The organism is Cronobacter sp. 153480017-3 (genome assembly GCF_053627815.1).
Genome location: NZ_JBSEYN010000007.1, coordinates 49041 through 73589 on the forward strand (window position 1 = coordinate 49041; position 24549 = coordinate 73589).

Genomic DNA, 24549 nt, shown 5'->3' on the forward strand with positions numbered 1-24549 from the left:
GGCTCAGCACTCGCGCAGGGCTTTCACCAGGCGCGCCATCTCATCGAGCAGCCGTTCGCGAGAGGCGTTGCGGTCGCCCAGCGGCGCGGTAGAGCGGCGTTCGATAAAGCGGGTCGGCAGCAGGGTGGAGCCGCTCTCGCCGTGTCCCGTGAGGCGCGCCACCATGCGGCTCACCGCCTGCGCGCCCAGCCGGTTGAAATCCTGCTCGACGGTGGTAAGCGGCGGAATGAAATAGGCGCTGTCCGGCGTGTCGTCATAGCCAATCACCGAGACATCCTGCGGCACGCGCAGGCCCAGCTCATCCAGCGCGCTCATGGCGCCGAACGCCATCTGATCGTTCGCCACCACCAGCGCCGTGATATCGCGCCGGGTGCGGAACAGGCTCAGCGTCTGCTGCCAGGCGTCTTTCGAACTCCAGTCGCCGTGTAATACCGCGCAGGGGGCCAGCCCGTGCGCGTCCAGCACCTCCTGCCAGCAGGCGAGACGCATGCCGGACGCCACAGAGTGTTCGGGCCCCGCGAGCAGCGCGATGCGCTGATGCCCGCCGTTCAGCAGAAACTCCACGCTCTGGCGCGAGCCGTCGCGCGGGTCAAAGCTTACGTGAAAGACGTCGCTGTCGGCGGGCACGTCGAGAAACAGGCACAGCAGATCGCTGTTGTCGTTAACGAGGCTTGCGGCCGCTTCCGCCCCGAGCGGCAGGTTGATAATGACGCCATCCACTTTCTGCGCGCGCATTTCATTGAGCGAGCGCTGCAACTCCGCCAGCGTGCCGGTTTCCAGCGTGGCGATCACCACGCTGTAGTCCGCCCGCGCGGCGTGGCTTTTAATGGCGGCGGCAATCTGCGAGGGCGCATGCAGCGCCAGAGAAACGGTGATAAACCCGAGCGTGCGGGTGGCTTTCCCGGCCAGCAGCTGCGCGCTGCGGTTTGGCACAAACTGTAAGGCGTCCATCGCCTCCAGCACCCGCTGGCGCGTCGCGGGCGAAACCATCTCTGGCTTATTAAGCACGCGCGACACAGTCTGGTGCGACACCCCGGCTTTCTGCGCCACGTCATCCAGCGTGCTGAGTCGTTTTTTCATCGCCATTCCTCTGCCTGTGTAGCCTGAATCATCGGCGATGGCGCGCGATAAAGTCAATTTCTGGCGCGTAATGTCGTGCGCTAACATCGCTGCTGTGACGCAGATCGCAATTCACGATCCTACCTGCGTCATGATGTGATCCAGGATCGCATTCTGCAACGCCGCTATTCGCGATCTGTCCGGTTTCCCGCCATGCTGATCCTTTATGTTAGCGCACGACATTTTTATTGTTTCCAGGGAACCATCATGACAGAAAACCCCACCACGACCGCTTTTAACGAACTTCAGACGCGCCCGCTGGCGACGATCCTTGCCCGCAATGACTGGCAAAACCCGGCGATCACCAGCGTTAACCGTCTGCCGTCCCATACGCCGCTGCACGGCTGGCGCGACGCCGATCAGGCGCGCCGGGGAGAGCCATCCGACGCCGTGCTGTCGCTCGACGGCGAATGGCAGTTCAGCTTTTTCACCAGCCCTCACCAGGTGCCTGAAGTCTGGCTGGCGGCGGATCTCAGCGACGCCCGCGCCACGCCGGTGCCGTCAAACTGGCAGATGGAAGGCTACGACACGCCGATCTACACCAATGTGCGCTACCCGATCCCGGTGAATCCGCCGTTTGTGCCGGACGACAACCCGACCGGCTGCTATTCGCGCGATATCGAGGTGCCGCAGGCGTGGCTGGAGACGGGCCGCACGCGCATTGTCTTCGGCGGCGTGAATTCGGCGTTTTATCTCTGGTGTAACGGTCAGTGGGTGGGCTATTCGCAGGACAGCCGCCTGCCGGCGGAGTTCGATCTTACCGGCGTGCTGCACGCGGGCCGCAACCGCCTGTGCGTGCTGGTGCTGCGCTGGTCGGACGGCACTTATCTGGAAGATCAGGATATGTGGCGCATGAGCGGCATTTTCCGCCCGGTCAGCCTGCTGCATCTCCCGGAGCAGGCGCTGGCCGATGTGCGCGTGCATACTGAGCTTGCGCCGTCGCTGCGTCACGCCACGCTGTTCAGCGAGGTGGAAGTGACGCCCGCCGCGCGCGGGCTTAGCGTCACTCTCGCGCTGTGGCACGGCGAAAACGAAATCGCGAGCCAGACGTTGCCGCTCGGCTCCGCCCCGATTGATGAGCGTGGCAACTACGCCGAACGCGTCACGCTCTCGCTTGACGTTGACAACCCGCTGCTGTGGAGCGCCGAAGCGCCGCACCTGTACCGCGCGGTGGTGACGCTGCTGGACGCCGACGGCATGCCGCTGGTCTCTGAGGCGCACGACGTCGGCTTTCGTCGCGTGGAAATCAACAACGGCCTGCTGACGCTCAACGGCCAGCCGCTGCTGATCCGCGGCGTTAACCGTCACGAGCATCACCCGGAAAAAGGCCAGGCGGTGGACGAGGCGGCGATGGTGCAGGACATCCTGCTGATGAAGCAGAACAACTTCAACGCCGTGCGCTGTTCGCACTACCCCAACCAGCCGCGCTGGTATGAACTGTGCAGCCGCTACGGGCTGTACGTGGTGGACGAAGCCAATATCGAAACCCACGGCATGGAGCCGATGAGCCGTCTTTCGGACGATCCGGTGTGGCTTGGCGCGTACAGCGAGCGCGTCACGCGCATGGTGAAATGCAACCGTAACCACCCGAGCATTATTATCTGGTCGCTCGGCAATGAGTCTGGCAACGGCGCGAACCACACCGCGCTCTATAACTGGATCAAGCATCAGGACCCGACGCGCCCGGTGCAGTATGAAGGCGGCGGGGCAGATACCCGCGCGACCGACATCATCTGCCCGATGTACGCGCGCGTAGAGACCGACCAGCTGATTCCTGCGGTGCCGAAATGGTCGATCAAAAAGTGGATTTCAATGCCTGGCGAAACCCGCCCGCTGATCCTCTGCGAATACGCGCACGCGATGGGCAACAGCCTCGGGAATTTTGCCGATTACTGGGCCGCGTTCCGCCAGTATCCGCGCCTGCAGGGCGGTTTTATCTGGGACTGGGCCGACCAGGCCATTACGCGCATCGAGCCTGACGGCAGCCGCTGGTGGGCCTACGGCGGCGATTTCGGCGACACGCCGAACGACCGCCAGTTCTGCATGAACGGGCTGGTCTTCCCGGATCGCACGCCGCACCCGGCGCTCTTTGAGGCGAAGCATCAGCAGCAGTTCTTCCAGTTCCGTCTGGTGAGTGAAAACCCGCTGCAAATCGAGGTGACCAGCGAATACCTGTTCCGCGAGAGCGACAACGAGCGCCTGCTGTGGAGCATCGAGGTGCGCGGCGAGACGCGCCTGAGCGGAGAACTGACGCTGGAGCTCGGCCCGCAGGCATCCCGCGTGCTGACGCTCAGCGACACGGGCTTTAGCGCCCGCGCGGGCGACGAGGAAATCTGGCTGCATGTGCGCGTCGAACAGCCGCAGGCGACGCCGTGGTCGCCCGAAGGGCATCTCAGCGCCTGGGCGCAATGGCCGCTCGCCGCACCGCTCGCGCTGCCGGAGCCGGTTGCGGCAGGCGACGCGCCGCAGCTTGAGATCACCGACGCGGAATTTGTCATTCGCCACGGGCGTCAGACCTGGCACGTGAGCCGCGCCAGCGGTCAACTGACGCAGTGGAGCGACGACGGCGTGGATCAGATCATGACGCCGCTTGCCGATCAGTTCATCCGCGCGCCGATCGATAACGATATCGGCGTCAGCGAAGTGGAACGCATCGATCCGAACGCCTGGGTGGAGCGCTGGAAAGCCGCCGGGCTGTATAACACCGAACACCGCTGCCTGGCCTGCGACGCCCAGACCACCCGCGACGGCGTGGAGATCGTCGCGCAGCACGCGTACTTCGTAAAAGGCGTGGCGGACGGCCCGGCTATTCTCAGCCGCTGGCGCATGGTGGTGGATAACCAGGGCGCGCTGCACTGCGATATCAACATCGCGCGCAGCGCCGCACTGCCGCCGCTGCCGCGCGTGGGTGTCGTCTGCCAGTTACGCGGCGGCGAAGAGACGGCAAGCTGGCTCGGCCTCGGCCCGCATGAAAATTACCCGGACCGACTGAGCAGCGCGTGCTTCTCGCGCTGGACGCTGCCGCTTTCAGAGCTCACCACGCCGTATATTTTCCCCGGCGAAAACGGCCTGCGTTGCAACACCCGCGAGCTTAACTGGAACGGCTGGCAGGCCGAGGGCGAGTTTCATTTCTCGCTAAGCCCTTACGGCACGCGTCAGCTGATGGAAACCAGCCACTGGCATAAATTGCAGCCGGAGGTGGGTATCTGGCTGACGATTGACGGCTTCCATATGGGCGTCGGCGGCGATGACTCCTGGACACCGAGCGTGCACCCGGAATATCTGCTGACCGCGCGGGAATACCGCTACCGCTTTACCCTGCGCAGACGGCAAGGCTGACAGGGCGCGACCGCCGGGGCGCGCCCCGGCGTTAACAACAAAAACAACCTCCACACAGAAGGTGAAAGATGAATAAGCCTGCCCTGACCCCGGTTGAAAAACAGAACTTCATATTCTTTTTGCTGTTCTTCTTTTTCTACTACTTCATTATGTCGGCCTACTTTCCGTTTTTCCCGGTGTGGCTGGCGGATGTCGCGCATCTCAGTAAAACGGATACCGGCATTGTCTTCTCGTGTATTTCGCTGTTCGCGATTATCTTTCAGCCGGTGTTTGGTCTCATCTCCGACAAGCTCGGGCTGCGCAAACACCTGCTGTGGACGATAACCGGCCTGCTGGTACTGTTCGCGCCGTTTTTTATCTTTGTGCTCAAACCGCTGCTGGCGTTTAACATCTGGGTTGGGGCGTTTGTCGGCGGCTGCTATCTCGGGATTGTCTTCTCAAGCGGCTCCGGCGCGGTGGAGGCGTACATTGAGCGCGTCAGCCGCGCCAATAATTTTGAATATGGCAAAGTGCGCGTCTCCGGCTGCGTGGGCTGGGCGCTGTGCGCCTCGATGACCGGCATGCTGTTTGGCGTGAACCCCAATATTATCTTCTGGGTGGCGTCGGCGTGCGCGCTGATCCTGGCGGGCGTGCTGTGGTTCTCGCGTCCGGCGGGGGAGAGCGGCAACCTGATCTCCGGCACGAAGGAGACCAGCCAGGCGTTCTCGATGAAGCTCGTTAGCGAGCTGTTCAGAATGCGCAGCTTCTGGGCGTTTATCATCTACGTGGTGGGCGTGGCGAGCGTGTATGACGTCTTTGACCAGCAGTTCGCCAACTTCTTTAAAGGCTTCTTCTCAAGCCCCGAGCGCGGCACCCAGATTTTCGGCTTCGTTACCACCGGCGGCGAGCTGCTTAACGCCACCGTGATGTTCTTCACGCCGTTTATCATCAACCGCATCGGCAGCAAAAACGCGCTGCTTATCGCGGGCGCGATTATGTCGATGCGCATTATCGGCTCGTCATTCGCCACCGCCGACTGGCAGGTGATCATCCTCAAAACGCTGCATATGTTTGAGCTGCCGTTCCTGCTGGTGGGCACGTTTAAATACATTTCCGCCGTTTTTGATCCACGCCTTTCCGCCACGCTGTTTCTGGTGGGCTTTAACCTCTCCAAACAGCTCTCCGGCGTCGTGCTCTCCACCTGGGCGGGACGGATGTATGACACCGTGGGCTTCCAGCAGACCTATCTGGTGCTTGGGTTGATTACGCTTGGCTTTACCGTTATCTCGTTCTTTACGCTCCAGGGCCGACCGCGCCCGGCGCTTGAGAAGTCGCCCGATTCTTCGCTGGCCTGACGGCCACACCGTTCACGGGGGAGCGCGTCTCCCCTAAATTCTTCATGATGAATAAATTGCATGGTATTGATGCGACAAATCTGTCCATTAAGGGAAGAGTGCCGGGCCGCTTTCTTATACACTATGTGCCGCTATGGTAATCCGCCCGTTCCGACGCGGCCCCCAGAAAGCCAATGGTGAGGCTTCTGCCGCGCAAAAAAGAGTGAGACAGATGGAAATCAAACACAAAAAAAACCGTTCGCTTTACATTCCCTACGCCGGCCCCGTTCTGCTGGAGTTCCCGCTGCTGAACAAGGGCAGCGCCTTCAGCATGGAGGAGCGCAGCAACTTCAACCTGCTGGGGCTGTTGCCGGAAGTGGTGGAAACCATTGAAGAGCAGGCGGAGCGCGCGTGGCGACAGTTTGAAGATTTCAAAACGGATATTGATAAACACATTTACCTGCGCAACATCCAGGACACCAACGAAACCCTGTTTTACCGCCTGCTGGAAAACCATCTTGAGGTGATGATGCCCATCATCTACACCCCGACGGTGGGCTCGGCCTGCGAACGTTTTTCCGAAATTTACCGCCGCGCCCGCGGGGTGTTCATCTCCTGGCCGAATCGCCACAACATGGACGACATCCTGCAGAACGTGCCAATCCATAACATCAAAGTGATCGTGGTGACGGACGGCGAGCGTATTCTCGGCCTCGGCGACCAGGGCATCGGCGGCATGGGCATTCCTATCGGCAAGCTCTCGCTCTACACCGCCTGCGGCGGCATCAGCCCGGCGTATACGCTGCCTATCGTGCTGGATGTCGGCACCAACAATCAGCAGTTGCTGAACGACCCGCTCTATATGGGCTGGCGTCACCCGCGTATTACCGACGACGAGTATTACGCCTTCGTTGATGACTTTATCCAGGCGGTGAAACAGCGCTGGCCGAACGTGCTGTTGCAGTTTGAAGATTTCGCGCAGAAAAACGCGATGCCGCTGCTTGAGCGCTATCGCGACGAGATCTGCTGCTTTAACGATGATATTCAGGGCACCGCGGCGGTGACGCTCGGCACGCTGATTGCCGCGAGCCGCGCGGCGGGCAGCCAGCTCAGCGAGCAGAAAATCGTCTTCCTCGGCGCAGGCTCCGCCGGGTGCGGCATCGCCGAGCAGATCATCGCGTGGATGCGCACGGAAGGCGGCTTAAGCGACGAGCAGGCGCGCGCCCGTGTCTTTATGGTCGACCGTTTCGGCCTGCTGACCGACAACATGCCAAACCTGCTGTCGTTCCAGTCGAAGCTGGTGCAAAAACGCGACAGCCTGCAGGGCTGGGATACGCAGAGCGATTCGATCTCGCTGCTGGATGTGGTGCGCAACGCCAAACCGGACATTCTCATCGGCGTCTCCGGCCAGACCGGGCTTTTCACCGAAGAGATCATCCGCGAGATGCACAAGCACTGCGCGCGCCCGATTGTTATGCCGCTCTCTAACCCGACCTCACGCGTCGAGGCGACGCCGCACGACATCCTGAACTGGACCGACGGCGCGGCGCTGGTGGCGACGGGCAGCCCGTTCCAGCCGGTGACGGTGAAAGAGAAAACCTACCCGATTGCGCAGTGCAACAACGCCTATATCTTCCCCGGCATCGGGCTTGGGATTATTTCGTCCGGCGCGCTGCGCGTGACCGATGAAATGATGATGGCGGCGAGTGAAGCGCTGGCCTCGCATTCGCCGCTGGTCAATACCGGCAGCGGTCTGGTGCTGCCGCCGCTGACGGATATTCAGCAGGTGTCGAAGGATATCGCGTTCGCGGTAGGTAAAATGGCGCAGCAGCAGGGTGTGGCGGTGAAAACCTCCGCCGAGGCGCTGTTACAGGCCATTGAGGAAAACTTCTGGCTGCCGGAATACCGCAGCTACCGCCGCACCTCTATCTGATGCGGCTTCACGCTGGCGCGCCTGCGCCAGCGTCTTTTCCCGCCGTTTGTTTCATCTGCCCCAGCGCGCCCACAGCGCTCTGCCCGCCACGGTCGTTATCAGCGAACAGATAACCGACACCACCGCCAGCTCAATAAAATAGGCGTTAAAGTCATCCAGGAATGGCACCACGTTCACCACGGCGGCGACGTCGCGTAGCTCGGCGGTATGCAGCAGCGCGAAAAGCACCGGCGGGATATTCAGAAAGAAAAAAATAAACAGCAGGCAAAAGATAATGGATTCAAGGGTGTTGGCCGGGGTGACTCTCATTGACGCGCTCGGTTCTGAATAAAGGACAACCCCGACGACGCCTGTCGCCGCGGGGTCTGGCCTCGCATCATACCTGAAACCGTGCCCGACAACAGGTGATTTTATCGCCGGTTTTTTATGACAATTGTTATATTTCTGTAACACACTTTCCGTAGCCTCACGTGCATAAAAATGATTCCCCTTGAAATCGATTTTTCGAAAGGAAACCGCAATGGGCAGACCGTTAAAAACCTTATTCAAACGTGAGCATAGTGAAGAGATCAGCAACCCGAGCGATAACCGCGCGTTTTCGCAGGTCGCGGAAGTCTATTTGTCGCGCCGCCGCCTGTTACAGGCAGGCGCGGTCGCCGGTGCCGCGGCAGCGTTCCCGTTTCTGCTGAAACCGGAAAACGCGCTCGCGAAAGCGGTCTCGAACGCGAGCGGCAATCTCGGCAAAGCCACGGCGCTCGGTTTCACCAGTCTGCCGGTTTCCACGGAAGATACCGTTATCGTGCCGGAAGGCTACATCGCGAAACCCTTCTACAAATGGGGCGACGCCACCGGGCTTGCCGGGAATCTGCCGGTTTTTAAAACCGACGGCAGCAACACCACGGAAGAACAGGCGGCGCAGGCCGGGATGCACCACGACGGCATGGCGTGGTTTAGCCTGCCGCAGGGCGGGCACAGCGCCGATCACGGCCTGCTCGCCATGAACCATGAATACATCGATAACGGTCTGCTGTTTAAGGATGGCGACGCCAACTGGAGCGCCGACAAAGCGCTGAAAGGCCAGAACGCGATGGGCGTGTCGGTCATTGAAGTGAAAAAAGCGGCCCAGGGCTGGGAAGTGGTGCGCCCGTCCTCTTTCGCGCGCCGCATCACCGTTAACACGCCGATGAAAATCACCGGCCCGGCGCTGCACAACCCGCTGATGCAAACGGCTGACGATCCGAAAGGCGAAACCATTCTCGGCACCATGCAGAACTGCGCCAACGGCTTTACGCCGTGGGGCACCTACCTGACGTGCGAAGAGAACTGGTCCGATATTTTCGTGAAGGAAGCGGAGATGAACCCGCTGGAAAAACGCTACGGCATCAGCGACAGCGACGACTCCTACCGCTGGAACGAAGTGGATAAGCGCTTCAGTGTCGACGCCACGCCGAACGAGCCGAACCGCTTCGGCTGGGTGGTGGAAATCGACCCATACGATCCGCATTCGGTGCCGCGCAAGCACACCGCGCTTGGCCGCATCAAGCACGAAGGCGCGGCGGTGACGCTCGCGCCGGATAACCGCGTTGTCGTTTATATGGGCGATGACCAGAAATTCGAATACATCTATAAATTTATCTCGGAAGGCAAATTCAACCCGCAGGATCGCAAAGCTAACATGCACTTGCTGGAGAAAGGCACGCTGTATGTGGCGAAATTTAACGACGACGGCAAAGGCGAGTGGCTGCCGCTGGTGTTCGGCCAGAACGGGCTCGACGCCAGCAAAGGCTTTGAGAACCAGGGCGACCTGCTGATTAAAACCCGTCTGGCGGCAGACGCCGTGGGTGCCACCAAAATGGACCGCCCGGAGTGGATTGCGGTCGATCCGTACCACACCGGCAGCGTTTACTGCACGCTCACCAACAACAGCGATCGCGGCAAGGAAGGCAAAGCGCCGGTGGATGCGGCCAACCCGCGCGCCAAAAACGTTTACGGCCACATCATGCACTGGCTGGAGCAGAACGGCGATCCGACCGCGCTGCAGTTCGCCTGGGATATTCTGGTGATGGGCGGTCGCACCGATACCGACAAACCGGAAGCCAAAGGCAGCATGAAAGGCGCGGAATTCGGCAGCGCCGACGGCCTGAGCTTCGATCATCGCGGCGTGCTGTGGATCCAGACCGATGTGTCGTCATCGACCATCAACCGTAAAGATTACGAAGGCATGGGCAACAACCAGATGGTGGCGACGATCCCCGGCACTAACGAGTTTCGCCGCTTCCTGACCGGCCCGCGCGGCTGCGAAATTACCGGCATCGCGTTCACGCCGGATAACCGGACGCTGTTTATTAACATCCAGCACCCTGGCGAGCCGGGCGAAGGGCTGAGCGATCCGCAGCATCCGACGGCGGTGTCAAGCTGGCCCGACGGCGATAAAGCCGGCCGTCCGCGCTCCTCGACCGTCGTTATCGTGAAAGCCGATGGCGGCATGATCGGCACCTGATTTCAGTTTCACAGCCATTAAAAACGCAGGCGCGGTTAGCCTGCGTTTTTTTATTAGAAAGCCCCGTCAGGCCGCGCGCTGACTTCCTTCACAGCTTTGTGGTGCGGTTTAGAATCATCTGTTATATAACATTCTCTTTTATTCATGTTTACATTCAGGCCTTTCGGTATATTCCTCCAGGATAAGCCTGAAAGTCAGAAAGCCTGCGCCTCGCGCGCCGCTGAAGGAAAGTAAAACCTTATGATAGTTTTAAGGAACATCTCGAAGCTGTTTCATCAGGGTAAGGACACCATTACGGCGGTAGATGACGTCAACCTGGAAGTCGAGCGGGGACAAATCTACGGCATCATCGGCTATAGCGGCGCGGGGAAAAGCACCCTGATTCGCCTGTTAAACGGCCTCGAAAAACCGACGTCCGGCACTGTGACCGTGGCGGGTAAAGAGATTTCCGCCGCGCGCGGCGAATCGCTGCGTCAGGCGCGCCTGAAAATCAGCATGGTGTTCCAGCACTTCAATCTGCTCTGGTCGCGCACCGTCAGCGAAAATATCGCCTTTTCGATGCAAATCGCGGGCGTGCCGAAAGCGGAAATCAAAACCCGTGTGGCGGAGCTTATCGATCTGGTCGGGCTGAAGGGCCGCGAAAACGCTTATCCGTCGCGCCTGTCCGGCGGGCAGAAACAGCGCGTCGGCATCGCCCGCGCGCTCGCCAACCGTCCGGATGTGTTGCTGTGCGACGAAGCTACCTCGGCGCTCGACCCGCAAACCACCGATCAAATCCTCGATCTGCTCCAGGACATTAACCGCCGCTTCGGGCTCACTATTGTGCTGATCACCCATGAGATGCATGTGGTGCGCAAGATTTGCGATCGCGTGGCGGTGATGGAAAACGGCCGCGTGGTGGAAGAGGGCGACGTGTTGCAGGTCTTCACCCATCCGCAGCAGCCGATTACGCGCCAGTTTGTGCGCCAGATTAGCCAGGAAGGGGCCGACGACGCGTTCGACCCGACGCTTGCGGGCGAGCTTAACGGCGCGGTGATCAAACTGACGTTTGTCGGGCACAGCACGCACCAGCCGGTCGTAGGCGAGCTGACGCTGCGCTACGGTCTGCCTTTTAATATTCTGCACGGCAAAATGACCCAGACCGCCCACGGCGTGTTTGGCCAGCTCTGGCTGCATGTGGTGGCGACGCCGGAACAGCTTGAGAATATCCTCGCCGATTTACGCCTGCATGAGATCCACTGCGAGGTTATCAAACATGCTTGAGTCCCTGTTTCCCCATCTGAAGATTGATCAGCTCCTGGCCGCCACCCAGGAGACGCTCTACATGACCGCGCTCTCGGGCGTCGCCACCTTTGTGCTCGGCATTGTGCTGGGGCTGGCGCTGTTCTTAACGGCGCGCGGCGGGCTGTTTGAAAACCGCCTGGTCTATGGCGTTATCTCCATCGTGGTGAACGTGTTCCGTTCCATCCCGTTCATCATTTTGATAGTGCTGCTGATCCCGTTTACCAAAACGATTATCGGCACCATTCTCGGCGCGAACGCCGCGCTGCCGGCGCTGATTGTCGGGGCCGCGCCGTTCTACGCGCGTCTGGTGGAGATTGGCCTGCGCGAAGTCGATAAAGGCGTGATTGAAGCCACCCGCTCAATGGGCGCGCGCATGAGCACGCTGATTTTCCGCGTACTGCTGCCGGAATCGTCCCCGGCGCTGGTGTCGGGAATTACCGTCACCCTGATTGCGCTGGTGAGCTACAGCGCGATGGCCGGGGTGATTGGCGCAGGCGGGCTTGGAAATCTCGCTTATCTGGAAGGATTCCAGCGTAACCATAACGACGTCACGCTGGTGGCGACGATCGCGATACTGGTGATCGTCTTCATCATTCAGTTCATCGGTGACGCCTTAACCTCTTATTTAGATAAACGCTAACAACAACAGAGAACACACATCATGAAAAGAGTACTGACGCTGATTGCCGCCGCCACCCTGAGCGTTTCCGCCTGGGCCGACACCCTGACCGTGGGCGCGTCCAACGTGCCGCACGCGGAAATTCTGGAGCAGGCGAAGCCGATTCTGGCTAAGCAGGGCATCGATCTGGAAATCCGCCCGTTCCAGGATTACATCCTGCCGAACACGGCGCTGGCGAGCCGCGACATCGACGCGAACTATTTCCAGCACATCCCGTATCTGAACAGCGTGCTGAAAGATCACGCCGACGATAAAACCTATGATTTCGTGAGCGCGGGCGCGATTCACATCGAGCCTATCGGCATCTACTCCAAAAAATACAAATCCCTGAAAGATCTGCCTGAAGGCGGCAAAGTCATTATGCGTGACGCCGTGGCGGAAGAGGGCCGTATCCTCTCTATTTTCGAGCGTGAAGGCGTCATCAAGCTGAAGCCGGGCGTGAACAAAGTGGACGCGCGCATCAGCGATATCGTCGAGAACCCGAAAAAGCTCAACTTCCTGCCGAACGTGGAAGGTTCTCTGCTGCCGCAGATGTATAACAACGACGAAGGCGACGCGGTGGTGATTAACGCCAACTACGCCATCGACGCGGGCCTCGACCCGGTGAAAGATCCGATCGCGGTGGAAAGCGGCGAGAACAACCCGTACGCCAACATCATCACGGTGCATAAAGGCGACGAGAAGAAAAAAGATATCGTGGCGCTGGTGAACGTGCTGCACTCCAAACAGATTCAGGACTGGATCCGCACCAAATATAAAGGCGCGGTTATTCCGGTGAATAACTGACAGGCTATAAATAAAAAAGGGAGCTTCGGCTCCCTTTTTTATTATTGATGGGCTTAAATCCTGTGCCCCGGATTGTCGCAGGCCAGCGCGTTGGCGGCGCAGATAAGCGACAGATGGCTTAAGCCGAGCGGCATGTTGCCGCGCCAGCCGCCGGTGCGGGTGTCGTACATCTCGTTAAAGATCTGCACGTTGCCGCTCTGACACAGGGTATCAAGAATCTCTTTCATCTCCTCCTGCGCCTGGTCGCGCTTTTTCAGCTCCGCCAGCGCCTCGACGCGCCAGAAGGCGCAGGCTACAAAGGTGCTCTCTTCCACCTCGACGCCCGAATAGCGGTAGAGCATCGGGCTGTTATGGCCGAGTTCCTGATAGATCGCCTCAAGTGTGGATAGCATCCGCTTGCGGTTAATTTTGCTGCCGTAATAGTGGGTGAGGCTGATGGCGGCGTCGAGCGTCTCGCTGCCCGCGTAGAAGGTGTACGCCTGGCGGCTTTCGCTCCAGCAGTGGGTTTCAATCCACTCGCTGATGCGGTCACGCTCGCGCGCCCAGCGGCCTTTCCATGTTGGCTCGATATGGCCGATATCCGCCAGCGCCACGGCCTGATCGAGCGCCAGCCAGCAGGCCATTTTCGAGTGCGTATAGTGACGCTCCTCGGGCAACTCCCAGATGCCGGAATCGGGCAGCCGCCAGCGATCGGCGCAGCGGTTCGCCAGATGGCCGAGCAGGCGCGAGGTGGCGAGATCGAGCACGTGCCCCATCTCAACGAACAGCCGCGCGGTGCCGAGCAGATCGCCATACATGCTCGGCTGAAACTGATCGCGCGCGTTATTGCCAACCCGCACCGGCTGCGTACCCTGGTAACCTTCGAGCTGCGGGTAGCGCTCCTCCGGCACCAGCCCGCCTTCCAGCGTATAGCAGGCGCGCAGGTGGCCGTCGTGGCGGATAATCGTCGAGGTAAGCCAGGAAAACGCCGCCTTACAATCTTCAAGCGACCCCAGATAGACAAACGATTTGATAATCAGGCAGGCGTCGCGCACCCACGCGTAGCGGTAGTCGTAATTTTTCTCTTTGCCGATGCCCTCCGGCAGTGACGTGGTGGCGGACGCCGCCAGCGCACCGGTCGGCGCGTACCAGAGGAATTTGAGCGCCAGCGCCGAGCGCTTCACATGATGCTCAAACGGGCCGTTCCAGCAGAGGTTTTCCGCCCAGTCGCGCCAGGCGTGGTCGCTGGTTTCGATGCGCTGGTCGATTTTTTCAAGCGGCGGCACCGCCAGCGGCTCCTTTTCGGTCGCCACCAGCGCTATCAGCGAGCGTGAGCCGGGCGAGGTGGTGAGCGTGCCGCGCATGCCCGTATCGTCGCAATAGTCGGTTTGCACATCATCCGTACAGCGCACGGCGACCATTAAATCGTCAAGGTGGAAAATCGTTTTCTCCTGCACGTGATCCAGCCACGGCGAACAGGTGCGGGCGCGCGTGCCGGGCTTAAAAACCACGTTCAGACGCACATGGCCCTTAATGCCTTCAACGCGGCGCGCCATCTCGCTCCAGGGCAGGCGGCCTGCGAACGTACTGTTGATGGATTCGGTAATCAGCACTTCGCCGGAGGCGGTTTTATAGCGCGTCTCCAGCACGTTGCTGTTCTCGCGGTAGCTGCGCGACATCTCCCACGCTTCCTCCGGCGTCAGCGCGAAATAGCCGCCCCCGGGCGCGTCGAGAATTCGGTCAAACAGCGGCGGCGAATCGAGATTCGGCACGCACCACCAGTCGATTGCGCCGTCCGGCGCGATAAGCGCCACCGAGCGGCCTTCGCCGATAACGGCGTAATCGCCAAGGCCCGCGTAGCCGTTCGCGCGCGCGGGGGAGCGGTAGGTCTTATTTTTCACAGGCGGGATAATCCTTTCTCTGAACAGGCGCGGGCACCTGCGACGAAACGGTAGTGCCTTAAGCGTAGACCATGAGAGCACGGTCACAGTTTGACCAGAGAAGGGCGGTGAAAAAACGGCCCGCCGGGTGGCAGGCCGTAAGGGGCAGGATTAACGCAGGTTGTTCGGGAAATCCGCGGGCAGTTCGCTTGCCGGGCAGGCGATGACGCTCTCGTCATTGGCACCGCAGTCGCGCACAAATGTGATGGTGGCGAATTCGTCGATCACTTCGGTCGGGTAAGCCGGGCCAGCTTCGCGGTAGGCTTCCATCTGTTCGATATGCTCGTTCTGGAAGCAGACGGTTTTCTTCGGATCGTTCATCACCCAGCGCGGGAAGAAGATGGTGCCGTGGAACAGACGGTCGCCGAGGTTAGCAATCAGGCTCACGTCGGTACCGGTCGGTTCGGTCCAGGAGACTTTATAGATGTTTTCACCCACGCGGACGATATAAACGCGCTGATCTTTCACCCAGCGGTTGCCGACGATGCCGCTGTGGATGCGGTAGTCGATGGTGTTGTCGTTTTTAATGTACAGCTCGTAGTTCCAGCCGTTGTCGTAGGTGTAGACCAGATGTTTACCCACAAAACCGCTTAAATCGTGTTTGTCGAAGTGACTCATTGTTGGCCTCCTTTGTTTCGTTGGGTACAGCATAGGCCTTTATTTTTTTAATGAATAACGCTAATTTTGCATAAAATTGATTCAAAATTTCGATGAGTTATGCATAAAACAACGCTGGAACAATGGGCTTTACTGGACAAAGTGGTCGAGGAAGGCAGCTTCGCCCGTGCGGCGGAAAGCACGCACCGCAGCCAGTCGTCGGTGAGTTACAACCTGGCGCTGCTACAGGAGCGGATCGGCGTGGCGCTGCTCGAAACCCAGGGCCGCCGCGCGGTGCTGACGCCCGCAGGCGAACTGCTGCTGGCGCAGGTGCGCCCGCTGCTCAGCGCCTTTAGCTGGGTGGAGGCGCATGCCGCGACGCTTCGCGACGGCGTGCGCACCCGCATCGATCTGGTGGTGGACAACATTTTTCCGCGCGAGACGCTGTTTGCTATCCTGCGCGAGTTTCAGCGCCAGCATCCGTCCACGCAGGTGCAACTGACTGAAGTGCTGGAGAGCCAGAGCGACGTTATCGCCGCGCATTCCAGCGCCGATCTGCTGGTGCTCTCGCGCCGTGAAGACAGCCTCGGGCGCGGCGAATGGCTGATGAACGTGAATTTTGTGGCGGTGGCGCACCGCGATCATCCGCTGGCGCAGATGCCGGGGCCGATTGGTGAAGAGGCGCTCGGACGCTTCGCCCGCATCCGGCTTGCGGGCGGGCAAACCAAAAGCCCCGGCGGCGCGCCGGAGCAGTGGGTTTTCTCAACGGTGGATGCGGCTATCGAAGCGGTGATGCATCAGGTGGGGTACGGCTGGCTGCCGGAGGCGCGGATCGCCGGGCCGCTCTCGCAGGGGCTGCTGCGCGCGCTGCCGCTCGCTCACGGCGCGCGGCGCGCAACACCGCTGCATCTGATGGTGAAAAAAGATTTACAGGTGCCGGATGCCGCCGTCAGCACGCTGATAGCCCTGTTCAGCCGTCTGCGCGAGGCGTAGCGGTGCGCCGGTTGCCAAGATAAATCAGCGCCAGCGCGACGGCGAGACAGAGCACCGCGCCAAGACGGCTTAGCGAGAACGGGATAGCCGCGTTGCCGAGCCAGCCGAAATTATCGATAAGCATACTCATGGCGAGCTGGCCGAAAATCACCGCCACCGTCGCGACCGCGGTGCCGATGCGCTGCACCGCCAGCACCATAATCACGATATACGGCACGCCGCACAGCGCGCCGGTGAGCTGCCACTTCGGCACGTCCAGAAGCGATGTCGCATGCGGCGGCTCAAAAAAGAAAATCAGCAGCGCGCAGACCAGCGCCCCCACCGAGAATGTCAGAAAGGCGCAGCGGAACACGCCGACTTTGCCGCCGAGCTGGCCGTTAATCGCCGCCTGAATACTCAGCAGCGCGCCACCAAGAATCGCGAGAATAATCATGATTGTCGTCATTATGGTTCCTTAGCTTTGCGCGACCAGCGCCAGGGCGGCGAGAATAAACACCAGCGCAAGCAGGCGCAGTTTATCTATCGGGCGGCGCTCAACGCCGAACAGCCCGAAATGGTCGATAATCAGACTCTTGAAAACCTGCCCTGCCAGAATGCCAATCATGGTCATGGCGATGCCGATAACCGGCGTGGCGACGGTAAGAATGACCACATACCCCGCGCCGAGCAGGCCGCCGGTAAGCTGCCAGCCGGGCTGAGCGAAAAACGACGGGCCATTGCGCGGGCTGTAAAACAGCATCAGCAGAAAGGTAAGCGCCGCGCCGACGCCGAAAATGCTGAACGCCGCCCAGAAATCGCCGACTTCACCGCCAAGGGGCCCCAGCAGGCCCGCCTCAACCGAAAGCCCCATCCCGCCCGCAATCACGAGCGCTATTAATAAAAGCTGCATGATAATCCTTAAAAAAATGCCAAGCGGCGCAGTGTAGTGGAGCGCGGTGCGTTAAAAAACGCTACGATCGACGAAACACCTTTGCAGGAATCGCACAGATGAACGAGAGCGGGGCGGTGAATATCCGCGCACTTCAGCTTTTTATCAGCGTCTTTGACGGACAGAGTTTTTCGGCGGTGGCGCGCCGGGAGGGCGTATCGGCGTCGATGATTTCGCGCACCGTCCGCCAGCTTGAAGAGGCGCTCGGCCAGCAGCTTTTCTACCGCAACACCCGCGCGGTGATCCCAACCGAAGCAGGGCGGCTATTCGCGCAGTACGCGCGCGGCATTACCGAGCAGTTCAGCGAGGCGCGGCGCGAGCTTCAGGACCGCTCGCTTGAGCCGTCCGGGCTGCTTCGCATCAACGCGCCGGTGTTCTTCGGGCAGCGGCATATCGCGCCCTGGCTGACCGGGCTTGCGGAACGCTACCCGCGCCTGCAACTGGCATTAACCCAGACGGACGATTACGTCGACCCGCACCGCGACGCCACCGATCTTATCGTGCGTATCGGCACGCTCACCGATTCGAGTTTTCACGCCCGCGTGTTCTGCGAGCAGCGCTACTACTTCGCCGCCGCGCCGCGCTATCTGGCGCGTTACGGCGCGCCCGCCTCGCCCGAAGCGTTTCACACGCACCAGTGTCTGGTGTACAGCGGCTCCTCGGGGCCGAACCGCTGGCTGGCGCGCAAACCCGGCGAGCCGTGGGTGCATTACCCGGTGAACGCGCGGCTGGTGTCAAACAACGCCCATTCGCTGCTGACCGCCGCGCTCGACGGCATGGGGCTGGTGCTGTTCCCGGACTGGATGACAGGCGAGTGGCTGGCGCAGGGGAAACTGGTGAAAGTGCTGCCGGAGTATGAGGCGGCGATCAACACCGAGGCGCAGCATATCGCGGCCATCTACCCGAACGCGCGTCACCCGCCGCTCAACGTGCGCGCGGCGATCGACTATTTTGTGGAGGTCTTCGGCTCGCCGGTCTACTGGCAACGCGACTGACTCGCGCCCATAAAAAAGGCCGCGCGGGGCGGCCTTTTGATGTTTACGCGCGGTTACGGCAGCGCGTAGGCAATCACGTAATCCCCGCGATCCGGCGACTGGCGAGCGCCGCCTGCGGAGATAAGCACATACTGTTTGCCGGTTTTCGGCGAAACGTAGCTCATCGGGCCGCCCTGGCTGCCGACCGGCAGACGCGCTTTCCACACCTCTTTACCGGTCGAGGAATCAAAGGCGCGCAGGTAGTAATCCTGAGTACCGGCGATAAACACCAGTCCGCCCTGCGTCGCCAGCGTACCGCCAAGCGTCGGCATGCCCACCGGCATTGGCGCGCGCATTTTGATCCCGAACGGGCCGGTATCCTGCACGGTGCCGACCGGCACCTGCCAGACGATTTTCTGCGTTTTCAGGTCGATAGCCGAGAGCGTGCCAAACGGCGGTGCCTGGCATGGGATGCCGAGCGGCGACATAAAGCGGTTTTTATTTACCGCGTACGGGGTGCCTTTGAGCGGCACCGCGCCCATGCCGGTATTGATCGCCTCGCCGCCGTTGCTGCCGCGATCGATGGCGTCGGTATTCGCCGGGATCATCTGCACCCACAGGCCAAGACGCATGTCGTTGACGAAGAGGTAATGATTATTCGGGTCGGTGGAGAGGCTGCCCCAGTTCATCCCGCCGAGCGATCCGGGGAAGCTCAGGGATTTATCGGTGCCAGGCACGGTAAACAGGCCGTCGTAACGCATACCTTTGAAGGCGATGCGGCAGGCGAGCTGATCGAACGGCGTCGCACCCCACATATCTGATTCCGTCAGGGTCTGCGCGCCAATCTGCGGCATACCGACCGAATGCGGCTGCGTTTTGGTGTACTGCTCATTCGGGATATCGCCAGGCTTCATGGGCAGCTCTTTGACTTCTGTCAGCGGCTTGCCGGTCAGGCGATCGAGAACGAAAATCTGCCCCGCTTTGGTGCCGAACACCACGGCCGGCGTGGTTTTACCGTCTTTTTGCGGGAAATCCACCAGGCTCGGTTGCATCGGGATGTCGAAATCCCACAGATCGTTATGGACGGTCTGATACACCCATTTCTCTTTGCCGGTGGTGGCGTCCAGCGCCAGCACCGACGCGCCATATTTGTGATCGAGCGGCGTGCGGTTCGCGCCCCACAGATCCACCGAGGAGCTGCCCATCGGGATAAACACGGTGTTCATCGCCGGATCGTATGACATCGGCGCCCACGAGTTCGGCGTGCTGCGCGCATAGTGCTGGCCCGGTTGCAGGCGGGCGTTCGGATCCTCGTTACCCGGATCGAACGCCCAGCGCATCTCGCCTGTGATCACATCAAAACCGCGCAGTACGCCGCCTGGCATATCAGTCTGCACGTTATCGGCCACGCGGCCGCCGACAACCACCGTCGTCCCGGCTATCGTCGGGGCGGAGGTGAGCTGATATTTCGGGTCCTGCGCCTCGCCAAGCCCCGCTTTCAGATCCACCACGCCGTGATTACCGAAGCCTTCGCAGAATTCGCCGTTATCGGCATTAAGCGCAATCAGGCGCGCGTCGATGGTATTCATCAGAATGCGACGCTGGCAGGCGGCACCCGCGGCAAGCGAAGGCGCTGGCACCGGTGTGGCACCCGGCAGGGTGGGTTGCACGACAGGTTTAGTCGCGTCGAAATACGCAAGGCCACGGCAGCGGTTCCAGACTTCCGCTTTAGCGTTGATTTCGCGCTTCCAGATCTGCTTACCGCTGTCTGCCTCTACCGCAATGACGTTGTTGTGCGGCGTGCAGAGATAAAGCGTATTGCCGATTTGCAGCGGCGTCTGCTGATCTTCCGCGCCGTTGCCGGTCGGGCTGTCGGGAATATCGCCGGTGTGGAACGTCCAGGCGACTTTCAAATCTTTAACGTTATCGCGGTTAATCTGATCCAGCGCGACGAAGCGGCTGCCGCCCGGCGTATTGCCGTAATTCGCCCAGTCTTTTTGCGCGTTGTCTTTATCGACCGGTTTTAGCGGCAGCGGATCGCCTTTAAACGCGACAGTCGGGTGCGGCTGGAACATCTGGATAAGCGTCACCACCATGCCGAGGGCAATAACGGCGCTGAACGCGTAAGAAAGTTTTGCCAGCGGCGCTTTGCCTTCGCGACGGCGTAGAGAAGGCCAGGTGAGAAACGCCAGCAGCATCATACCCGCAGGCACCATCAGGCGCGACACCAGCCCCCAGAACGACAGGCCCGTGTCATACAGCGCCCAGATAAGCGTGCCGACAAACACCAGAATAAACAGCGGCACGGCGGAGGCGCGACGGCGCAAAAACTGAATGGCCGACAGCAGTGTGACTACCCCGGCAATCAGAAAGTAGGCGCTACCGCCAAGCGACACCAGCTTGCCGCCGCCGATAACAAAAAAGAGGCCGATAGCAAGCAGCACCAGCCCCAGTAATACAGACCAGATGGTCAGCCCCTTCGAGCTGCCGGTCTTGTTTTCCGTCATACCATTACTCTCCCGAAAAGATGCAAACCCGCGCGTGGCGGGTATTAAAACGCATCATACAGAATATATGATGCGTAAAATTCGCACAAAAAAGCCTTTCGAGTGTAACATTAGACAGTTTTGAATGGGGGCGTTAATGCCGCCCCGGTGTTCTAAACCGCACTTTTTTCAAACTGTTCAGGCGGTTTCATCCTCACTTTTTTCAGGCAACGCGCGCGTGCGTCCTGGCCCTGCGGAGAACGTGTTCCAGCAGGTAACAAAAAGCGCGGCGATAAGCGGGCCGACCACAAAGCCGTTAATGCCGTAGACTTCCAGCCCGCCGAGTGTCGAGAGCAGAATCAGCCAGTCGGGCATACGGATATCTTTACCCACCAGCAGCGGGCGCAGCAGGTTATCGGCAAGGCCCACCACCACCACGAAAAAGGCGGTCAGCAGAACGGCTTTAATAATCGCCCCGGTGGTGAAAAGATAAATCACCGCCGGCACCCAGATAAGCGCGGCGCCGACTGCAGGCACCAGTGACAGAAATGCCATCAGCGAGCCCCAGAGAATGCTCGCGCCTATCCCCGCGAAGTAAAACGCCACGCCGCCCAGAATGCCCTGGACCACCGCCACCACGACGGTGCCTTTCACGGTGGCGCGCGCCACGGCGGCAAAGCGGCGGAACAGCCGCTGTTTGACTTTATCCGAGAGCGGCACCGCGCTCAGCACCACCGATACCAGCCGTGAGCCATCCTTCAGCAGGAAAAACAGCAGGTAAAGCATGATGCCGAAGCCAATCACCACGCTGAACGTGTTGCGGCTGATAAGGAAAATACTGCCCGCCACATACTGGCTGCCCTTGAGCGCCACGCCGGAGATTTTCTGCTGAATGGCGGCCGCGTTATCGAGCTGGTTTTCCGCCAGCATCCGTTGCGCCCAGTCCGGCAGGATACGCACCACATCGGCCAGCAGCGTGGGAAGCGTGGTGTTATTGGCCTGCAAATCGCTGTAAACGGCGTTGAACTCGCTCACCAGTGACGACGCCACCACGGCCAGCGGCACGAAGACCAGCAGGCAGATAAGCACCACGGTCAAAAGCGAGGCGATGTTGTTGCGCCCGTTCATCATGTGGCAAAGCCTGCGCTTTATCGGATAGAAGATGACGGCCAGGATCACCGCCCACAGCACGGCGGAGAGATACGGTTTTACCAGGTTAAAAAAGAGGATCGAAACGATAAACAGGATCAGGATAAAAAAGGCCCTGGACATCTCTTTCGAGTTCATGATGCGTCCTTATTGTCATTAAAAGCAGCCGGATACTACAGCGTCGCGGCATCGGCTTCATCCCGGAGAGTCTTATAAACGTAGCTGAAGGGCGTAAAAAGTGGCGAAGAGGAAGGGCGGGGGCCGGCAAAAAGGCCCCCGGCAGGGTCAGGTCACCGGCCACTGCGTGAGGCGGATGCCGCGCTGCGGCGCATTCTGCGCAAAGTCGCTCAGGACGGCTTTCACATCCGGGTCGAAATAGTCGGCGTTGTCATGCTCGGCAATCACCACGCTCTTCTCCGGGATTTTATCCAGCAGCGCCTGTAAGCGCGGGTTATGCATAAACGTCAGGTTCTGGTGGATGCGCAGCACATAGTGATCGTCATAGCGCGCCAGTTGCAGTGCGTTGCGATGGCTGTGCCACAGGCTCAGCGCTATCTGGGCCACCAGCCCGATGCCGATCCCGGCGAGCATACCAAACGCGATAATCCCGATAATGGTGGCGAGAAACGGCACGTATTGCTGCGCGCCCGCGCGGAACTGCTCGACGAACAGGCGCGGCGTGGCGAGTTTATAGCCGGTGTAGAGCAGCACCGCCGCGAGGCTCGCCAGCGGAATGGTCATCAACACCTCGCGAAACCACAGCACGCAGATAAGCAGCAGCGCGCCGTGAATGAAAATCGACAGTTTAGTCTGCGCGCCGGTGCTGACATTGACGGAGCTGCGCACAATCACCGCCGTGATCGGCATCGCACCCACGAGACCGGCCAGCAGATTGCCCGCGCCCTGCGCCAGCATTTCACGGTTCGGCGACGGCGGCGGGTTTTGCGGGCGCAGCTTTTTCAGCGCCTCCTGGCTCAGCAGCGTTTCCAGGCTCGCCACCAGCGCCAGCGTGACGGCGACGATATAGACCGACGGATTGGTAAACGCCTGCCAGGCGGGCGATTCCAGCTCAGAGACCAGCGCGCTCAGGCTTGCGAACTCCGGCAGCGTGATAAGCGGCAGGCGTTCAAGCTGGGCGGGCGACATGCGGCTTAGCGCGAGCGTCGTGACGCAGCCCACCAGCACCGCCACCAGCGGGCCGGGCATCCACGCGAGGCTTTTCACGCGCCGGATGGCGGGCGAGCCCCAGAGCGCCATCAGCAGCAGCCCGGCGGCGGCCACCGCAATAGAAACCGGTGAAAACGTGAAGCCCTCGCGAAAGACCGCCAGCAGGCTGTTTTCATCGGCCGAACCCAGCGCCACCGGGATCTGCTGCATAATCAGCAGCAGGCCGATCGCCGCCAGCATCCCTTTAATGACGCTGCCCGGCACCAGCGAAATAAACCGCCCGGCGCGGATAAGCCCGAGCACGATTTGCAGAACGCCCGCCAGCACCAGCGCCAGCAGAAACGCGGAAAACGAGCCGAGCGTTTCAATGGAGGCCACCACAATGGTCACGAGACCCGCGGCCGGGCCGCTGACCGCGAAGCGCGACGGGCTTAAGGCCGTGACCAGCAGCCCGCCGATAATACCCGTCAGCAGGCCGACAAAGGGCGGCAGGCCGCTCGCCTGGGCGATGCCGAGGCAGAGCGGCAGCGCCACGAGAAAGACAACCACCCCCGCCAGGCTATCCTGGCGCAGCGTATTCATATTCATACGGCTTCCTCCCCGGTTTGTTCCGTCAGCATTTCAAGGTGGCCGGACGCCAGGTCATAGACGCAGCCGTAAACATTCAGCTCCTGGCCGCTGCGCCAGATATTGCGCACCGTGCGGGTCTGCACCAGGCGGTTAAACTGCGCGATGACGTTGGCTTCCACCAGTTGATTTAGGGTTTGCGCATCCGGCGGCGACGTGTCGCGCCCGGCGATATGCTCCGAGAGCGCCTCGCGCAGGTGGCTGATGCGCCGCGCGAGCGATGAGGACTCCTGCGCGAGCGACATCTGCGGCAGCGTCAGCGCCGCCTGCACGCCGCCGCAGCCGTAATGGCCGCACACCACGATGCGTTTCACCTTCAGGTAATGGAGCGCGTATTGCAGCACGCTCATAAAATTGTCGTCGTCGGGGTCAATCATATTGGCGATATTGCGATGCACGAACAGCTCGCCAGGGTGGGAGCCTGTCAGCACCTCTGCCGGAACGCGGCTGTCGGAGCAGCCAATCCATAGCGAGTGCGGCTGCTGCTGGTCAAGGTGTTTGCCAAAGTAATCCGGGTCCCGTTGAAGACGCTGTTGCGCCCAGCTACGGTTTTTGGCCAGAAGAGGTTTTAAGGTGGTCAAAATGCGGTCTCCATGAGGGATCCAACGAGCCAAATATTGACTGCCGGTAAAGGCATTCTCCGTGGACTCGTTACGACGAAATTAATAAGTAGCACTCTTCGGCGATATTTATGCCTCAGGAAAATCCTATAAGATAAATTAAAGTTTAAAGGTTTATCAGCTTTGTAAAGTTTTA

The 24549-nt window shown here is 60.3% G+C and carries 19 protein-coding genes; 9 read left to right on the forward strand and 10 right to left on the reverse strand.

Going from position 1 to position 24549, the window contains the following annotated elements; all coding sequences use genetic code 11:
* Positions 1 to 3 precede the first annotated feature (3 nt).
* The gene (locus tag ACUW6V_RS15800; protein WP_181144672.1) at positions 4 to 1080 is read right to left on the reverse strand and encodes a LacI family DNA-binding transcriptional regulator; all 1077 of its coding nucleotides are present in this window, start codon (positions 1078 to 1080) and stop codon (positions 4 to 6) included.
* Between the two features lie 246 nt (positions 1081 to 1326).
* On the opposite strand from ACUW6V_RS15800, the gene ACUW6V_RS15805 reads away from it, so the two are divergent.
* The 3 genes from ACUW6V_RS15805 to ACUW6V_RS15815 all read left to right on the forward strand — a co-directional run bounded on the left by ACUW6V_RS15805 (position 1327) and on the right by ACUW6V_RS15815 (position 7704).
* The gene (locus ACUW6V_RS15805) at positions 1327 to 4458 is read left to right on the forward strand and encodes a beta-galactosidase (protein WP_454038588.1); all 3132 of its coding nucleotides are present in this window, start codon (positions 1327 to 1329) and stop codon (positions 4456 to 4458) included.
* Positions 4459 to 4526: 68 nt separating this feature from the next.
* The gene (locus ACUW6V_RS15810; protein WP_012125560.1) at positions 4527 to 5792 is read left to right on the forward strand and encodes an oligosaccharide MFS transporter; all 1266 of its coding nucleotides are present in this window, start codon (positions 4527 to 4529) and stop codon (positions 5790 to 5792) included.
* A 211-nt stretch (positions 5793 to 6003) separates the two neighbouring features.
* Positions 6004 to 7704: an NAD-dependent malic enzyme gene (locus ACUW6V_RS15815; RefSeq protein WP_015386970.1), complete on the forward strand. Its 1701-nt coding sequence runs from the start codon at positions 6004 to 6006 to the stop codon at positions 7702 to 7704.
* 51 nt (positions 7705 to 7755) lie between these two features.
* On the opposite strand, the gene ACUW6V_RS15820 is transcribed toward ACUW6V_RS15815, so the two are convergent.
* The gene (locus tag ACUW6V_RS15820) at positions 7756 to 8013 is read right to left on the reverse strand and encodes a hypothetical protein (protein WP_007700358.1); all 258 of its coding nucleotides are present in this window, start codon (positions 8011 to 8013) and stop codon (positions 7756 to 7758) included.
* Positions 8014 to 8224: 211 nt separating this feature from the next.
* Here ACUW6V_RS15820 and ACUW6V_RS15825 point away from each other — a divergent pair, with 211 nt between their 5' ends.
* The 4 genes from ACUW6V_RS15825 to ACUW6V_RS15840 all read left to right on the forward strand — a co-directional run bounded on the left by ACUW6V_RS15825 (position 8225) and on the right by ACUW6V_RS15840 (position 12953).
* Positions 8225 to 10204: a PhoX family protein gene (locus tag ACUW6V_RS15825; RefSeq protein ID WP_454038589.1), complete on the forward strand. Its 1980-nt coding sequence runs from the start codon at positions 8225 to 8227 to the stop codon at positions 10202 to 10204.
* 240 nt (positions 10205 to 10444) lie between these two features.
* A complete protein-coding gene (locus ACUW6V_RS15830) occupies positions 10445 to 11467 on the forward strand; it encodes a methionine ABC transporter ATP-binding protein (protein ID WP_032989104.1) in 1023 nt (340 codons plus the stop codon).
* Positions 11460 to 12128 carry a methionine ABC transporter permease gene (locus ACUW6V_RS15835; protein WP_454038590.1) on the forward strand — a complete coding sequence of 223 codons (669 nt, stop codon included), beginning with the start codon at positions 11460 to 11462 and terminating at the stop codon, positions 12126 to 12128. Before ACUW6V_RS15830 ends, ACUW6V_RS15835 begins: the two co-directional genes overlap by 8 nt.
* A 21-nt stretch (positions 12129 to 12149) precedes the next feature.
* Positions 12150 to 12953: a MetQ/NlpA family ABC transporter substrate-binding protein gene (locus ACUW6V_RS15840; protein ID WP_004387056.1), complete on the forward strand. Its 804-nt coding sequence runs from the start codon at positions 12150 to 12152 to the stop codon at positions 12951 to 12953.
* 53 nt (positions 12954 to 13006) lie between these two features.
* Here the strand turns inward: ACUW6V_RS15840 and ACUW6V_RS15845 are convergent, their stop codons facing one another.
* Together ACUW6V_RS15845 and ACUW6V_RS15850 are read right to left on the reverse strand one after the other, a co-directional pair.
* Complete coding sequence (locus ACUW6V_RS15845; protein ID WP_454038591.1) at positions 13007 to 14833, reverse strand: glycoside hydrolase family 15 protein; 1827 nt, start codon at positions 14831 to 14833, stop codon at positions 13007 to 13009.
* A gap of 150 nt (positions 14834 to 14983) precedes the next feature.
* Positions 14984 to 15490, reverse strand: a complete 507-nt coding sequence (locus ACUW6V_RS15850; RefSeq protein ID WP_004387054.1) for a phenolic acid decarboxylase — start codon at positions 15488 to 15490, stop codon at positions 14984 to 14986.
* A gap of 99 nt (positions 15491 to 15589) precedes the next feature.
* Here ACUW6V_RS15850 and ACUW6V_RS15855 point away from each other — a divergent pair, with 99 nt between their 5' ends.
* Positions 15590 to 16462: a LysR family transcriptional regulator gene (locus ACUW6V_RS15855; RefSeq protein ID WP_454038592.1), complete on the forward strand. Its 873-nt coding sequence runs from the start codon at positions 15590 to 15592 to the stop codon at positions 16460 to 16462.
* Here the strand turns inward: ACUW6V_RS15855 and ACUW6V_RS15860 are convergent.
* Both ACUW6V_RS15860 and ACUW6V_RS15865 read right to left on the reverse strand, forming a co-directional pair.
* Positions 16440 to 16907 (reverse strand): DMT family transporter, encoded by a 468-nt coding sequence (locus ACUW6V_RS15860; RefSeq protein ID WP_104672424.1) that lies wholly within the window; start codon positions 16905 to 16907, stop codon positions 16440 to 16442. The genes ACUW6V_RS15855 and ACUW6V_RS15860 overlap by 23 nt on opposite strands.
* Positions 16908 to 16916: 9 nt before the next feature.
* On the reverse strand, positions 16917 to 17351 hold the full coding sequence (locus ACUW6V_RS15865) for a DMT family transporter (RefSeq protein ID WP_454038593.1): 435 nt from the start codon (positions 17349 to 17351) through the stop codon (positions 16917 to 16919).
* Between the two features lie 98 nt (positions 17352 to 17449).
* Here ACUW6V_RS15865 and ACUW6V_RS15870 point away from each other — a divergent pair, with 98 nt between their 5' ends.
* A complete protein-coding gene (locus ACUW6V_RS15870) occupies positions 17450 to 18385 on the forward strand; it encodes a LysR family transcriptional regulator (protein WP_110869350.1) in 936 nt (311 codons plus the stop codon).
* A gap of 53 nt (positions 18386 to 18438) precedes the next feature.
* Here ACUW6V_RS15870 and ACUW6V_RS15875 read toward each other — a convergent pair whose 3' ends face one another.
* From ACUW6V_RS15875 to ACUW6V_RS15890, 4 genes are all read right to left on the reverse strand, one after another.
* The gene (locus ACUW6V_RS15875) at positions 18439 to 20871 is read right to left on the reverse strand and encodes a glucose/quinate/shikimate family membrane-bound PQQ-dependent dehydrogenase (RefSeq protein WP_454038594.1); all 2433 of its coding nucleotides are present in this window, start codon (positions 20869 to 20871) and stop codon (positions 18439 to 18441) included.
* 177 nt (positions 20872 to 21048) lie between these two features.
* Positions 21049 to 22137: an AI-2E family transporter gene (locus ACUW6V_RS15880; protein ID WP_454038595.1), complete on the reverse strand. Its 1089-nt coding sequence runs from the start codon at positions 22135 to 22137 to the stop codon at positions 21049 to 21051.
* 147 nt (positions 22138 to 22284) lie between these two features.
* Positions 22285 to 23748, reverse strand: a complete 1464-nt coding sequence (locus ACUW6V_RS15885) for a SulP family inorganic anion transporter (protein ID WP_454038661.1) — start codon at positions 23746 to 23748, stop codon at positions 22285 to 22287.
* Positions 23749 to 23750: 2 nt separating this feature from the next.
* Positions 23751 to 24374: a carbonic anhydrase gene (locus ACUW6V_RS15890; RefSeq protein ID WP_454038596.1), complete on the reverse strand. Its 624-nt coding sequence runs from the start codon at positions 24372 to 24374 to the stop codon at positions 23751 to 23753.
* Positions 24375 to 24549: the final 175 nt, after the last annotated feature.

Coding starts and splice junctions, on each gene's coding strand:
- ACUW6V_RS15805 (WP_454038588.1), top strand. CDS start 1,327: ATGACAGAAAACCCCACCACGACCGCTTTTAACGAACTTCAGACGCGC.
- ACUW6V_RS15875 (WP_454038594.1), bottom strand. CDS start 20,871: ATGACGGAAAACAAGACCGGCAGCTCGAAGGGGCTGACCATCTGGTCT.
- ACUW6V_RS15815 (WP_015386970.1), top strand. CDS start 6,004: ATGGAAATCAAACACAAAAAAAACCGTTCGCTTTACATTCCCTACGCC.
- ACUW6V_RS15870 (WP_110869350.1), top strand. CDS start 17,450: ATGAACGAGAGCGGGGCGGTGAATATCCGCGCACTTCAGCTTTTTATC.
- ACUW6V_RS15885 (WP_454038661.1), bottom strand. CDS start 23,748: ATGAATACGCTGCGCCAGGATAGCCTGGCGGGGGTGGTTGTCTTTCTC.
- ACUW6V_RS15860 (WP_104672424.1), bottom strand. CDS start 16,907: ATGACGACAATCATGATTATTCTCGCGATTCTTGGTGGCGCGCTGCTG.
- ACUW6V_RS15835 (WP_454038590.1), top strand. CDS start 11,460: ATGCTTGAGTCCCTGTTTCCCCATCTGAAGATTGATCAGCTCCTGGCC.
- ACUW6V_RS15850 (WP_004387054.1), bottom strand. CDS start 15,490: ATGAGTCACTTCGACAAACACGATTTAAGCGGTTTTGTGGGTAAACAT.
- ACUW6V_RS15810 (WP_012125560.1), top strand. CDS start 4,527: ATGAATAAGCCTGCCCTGACCCCGGTTGAAAAACAGAACTTCATATTC.
- ACUW6V_RS15880 (WP_454038595.1), bottom strand. CDS start 22,137: ATGAACTCGAAAGAGATGTCCAGGGCCTTTTTTATCCTGATCCTGTTT.
- ACUW6V_RS15865 (WP_454038593.1), bottom strand. CDS start 17,351: ATGCAGCTTTTATTAATAGCGCTCGTGATTGCGGGCGGGATGGGGCTT.
- ACUW6V_RS15840 (WP_004387056.1), top strand. CDS start 12,150: ATGAAAAGAGTACTGACGCTGATTGCCGCCGCCACCCTGAGCGTTTCC.
- ACUW6V_RS15820 (WP_007700358.1), bottom strand. CDS start 8,013: ATGAGAGTCACCCCGGCCAACACCCTTGAATCCATTATCTTTTGCCTG.
- ACUW6V_RS15800 (WP_181144672.1), bottom strand. CDS start 1,080: ATGAAAAAACGACTCAGCACGCTGGATGACGTGGCGCAGAAAGCCGGG.
- ACUW6V_RS15830 (WP_032989104.1), top strand. CDS start 10,445: ATGATAGTTTTAAGGAACATCTCGAAGCTGTTTCATCAGGGTAAGGAC.
- ACUW6V_RS15855 (WP_454038592.1), top strand. CDS start 15,590: ATGCATAAAACAACGCTGGAACAATGGGCTTTACTGGACAAAGTGGTC.
- ACUW6V_RS15825 (WP_454038589.1), top strand. CDS start 8,225: ATGGGCAGACCGTTAAAAACCTTATTCAAACGTGAGCATAGTGAAGAG.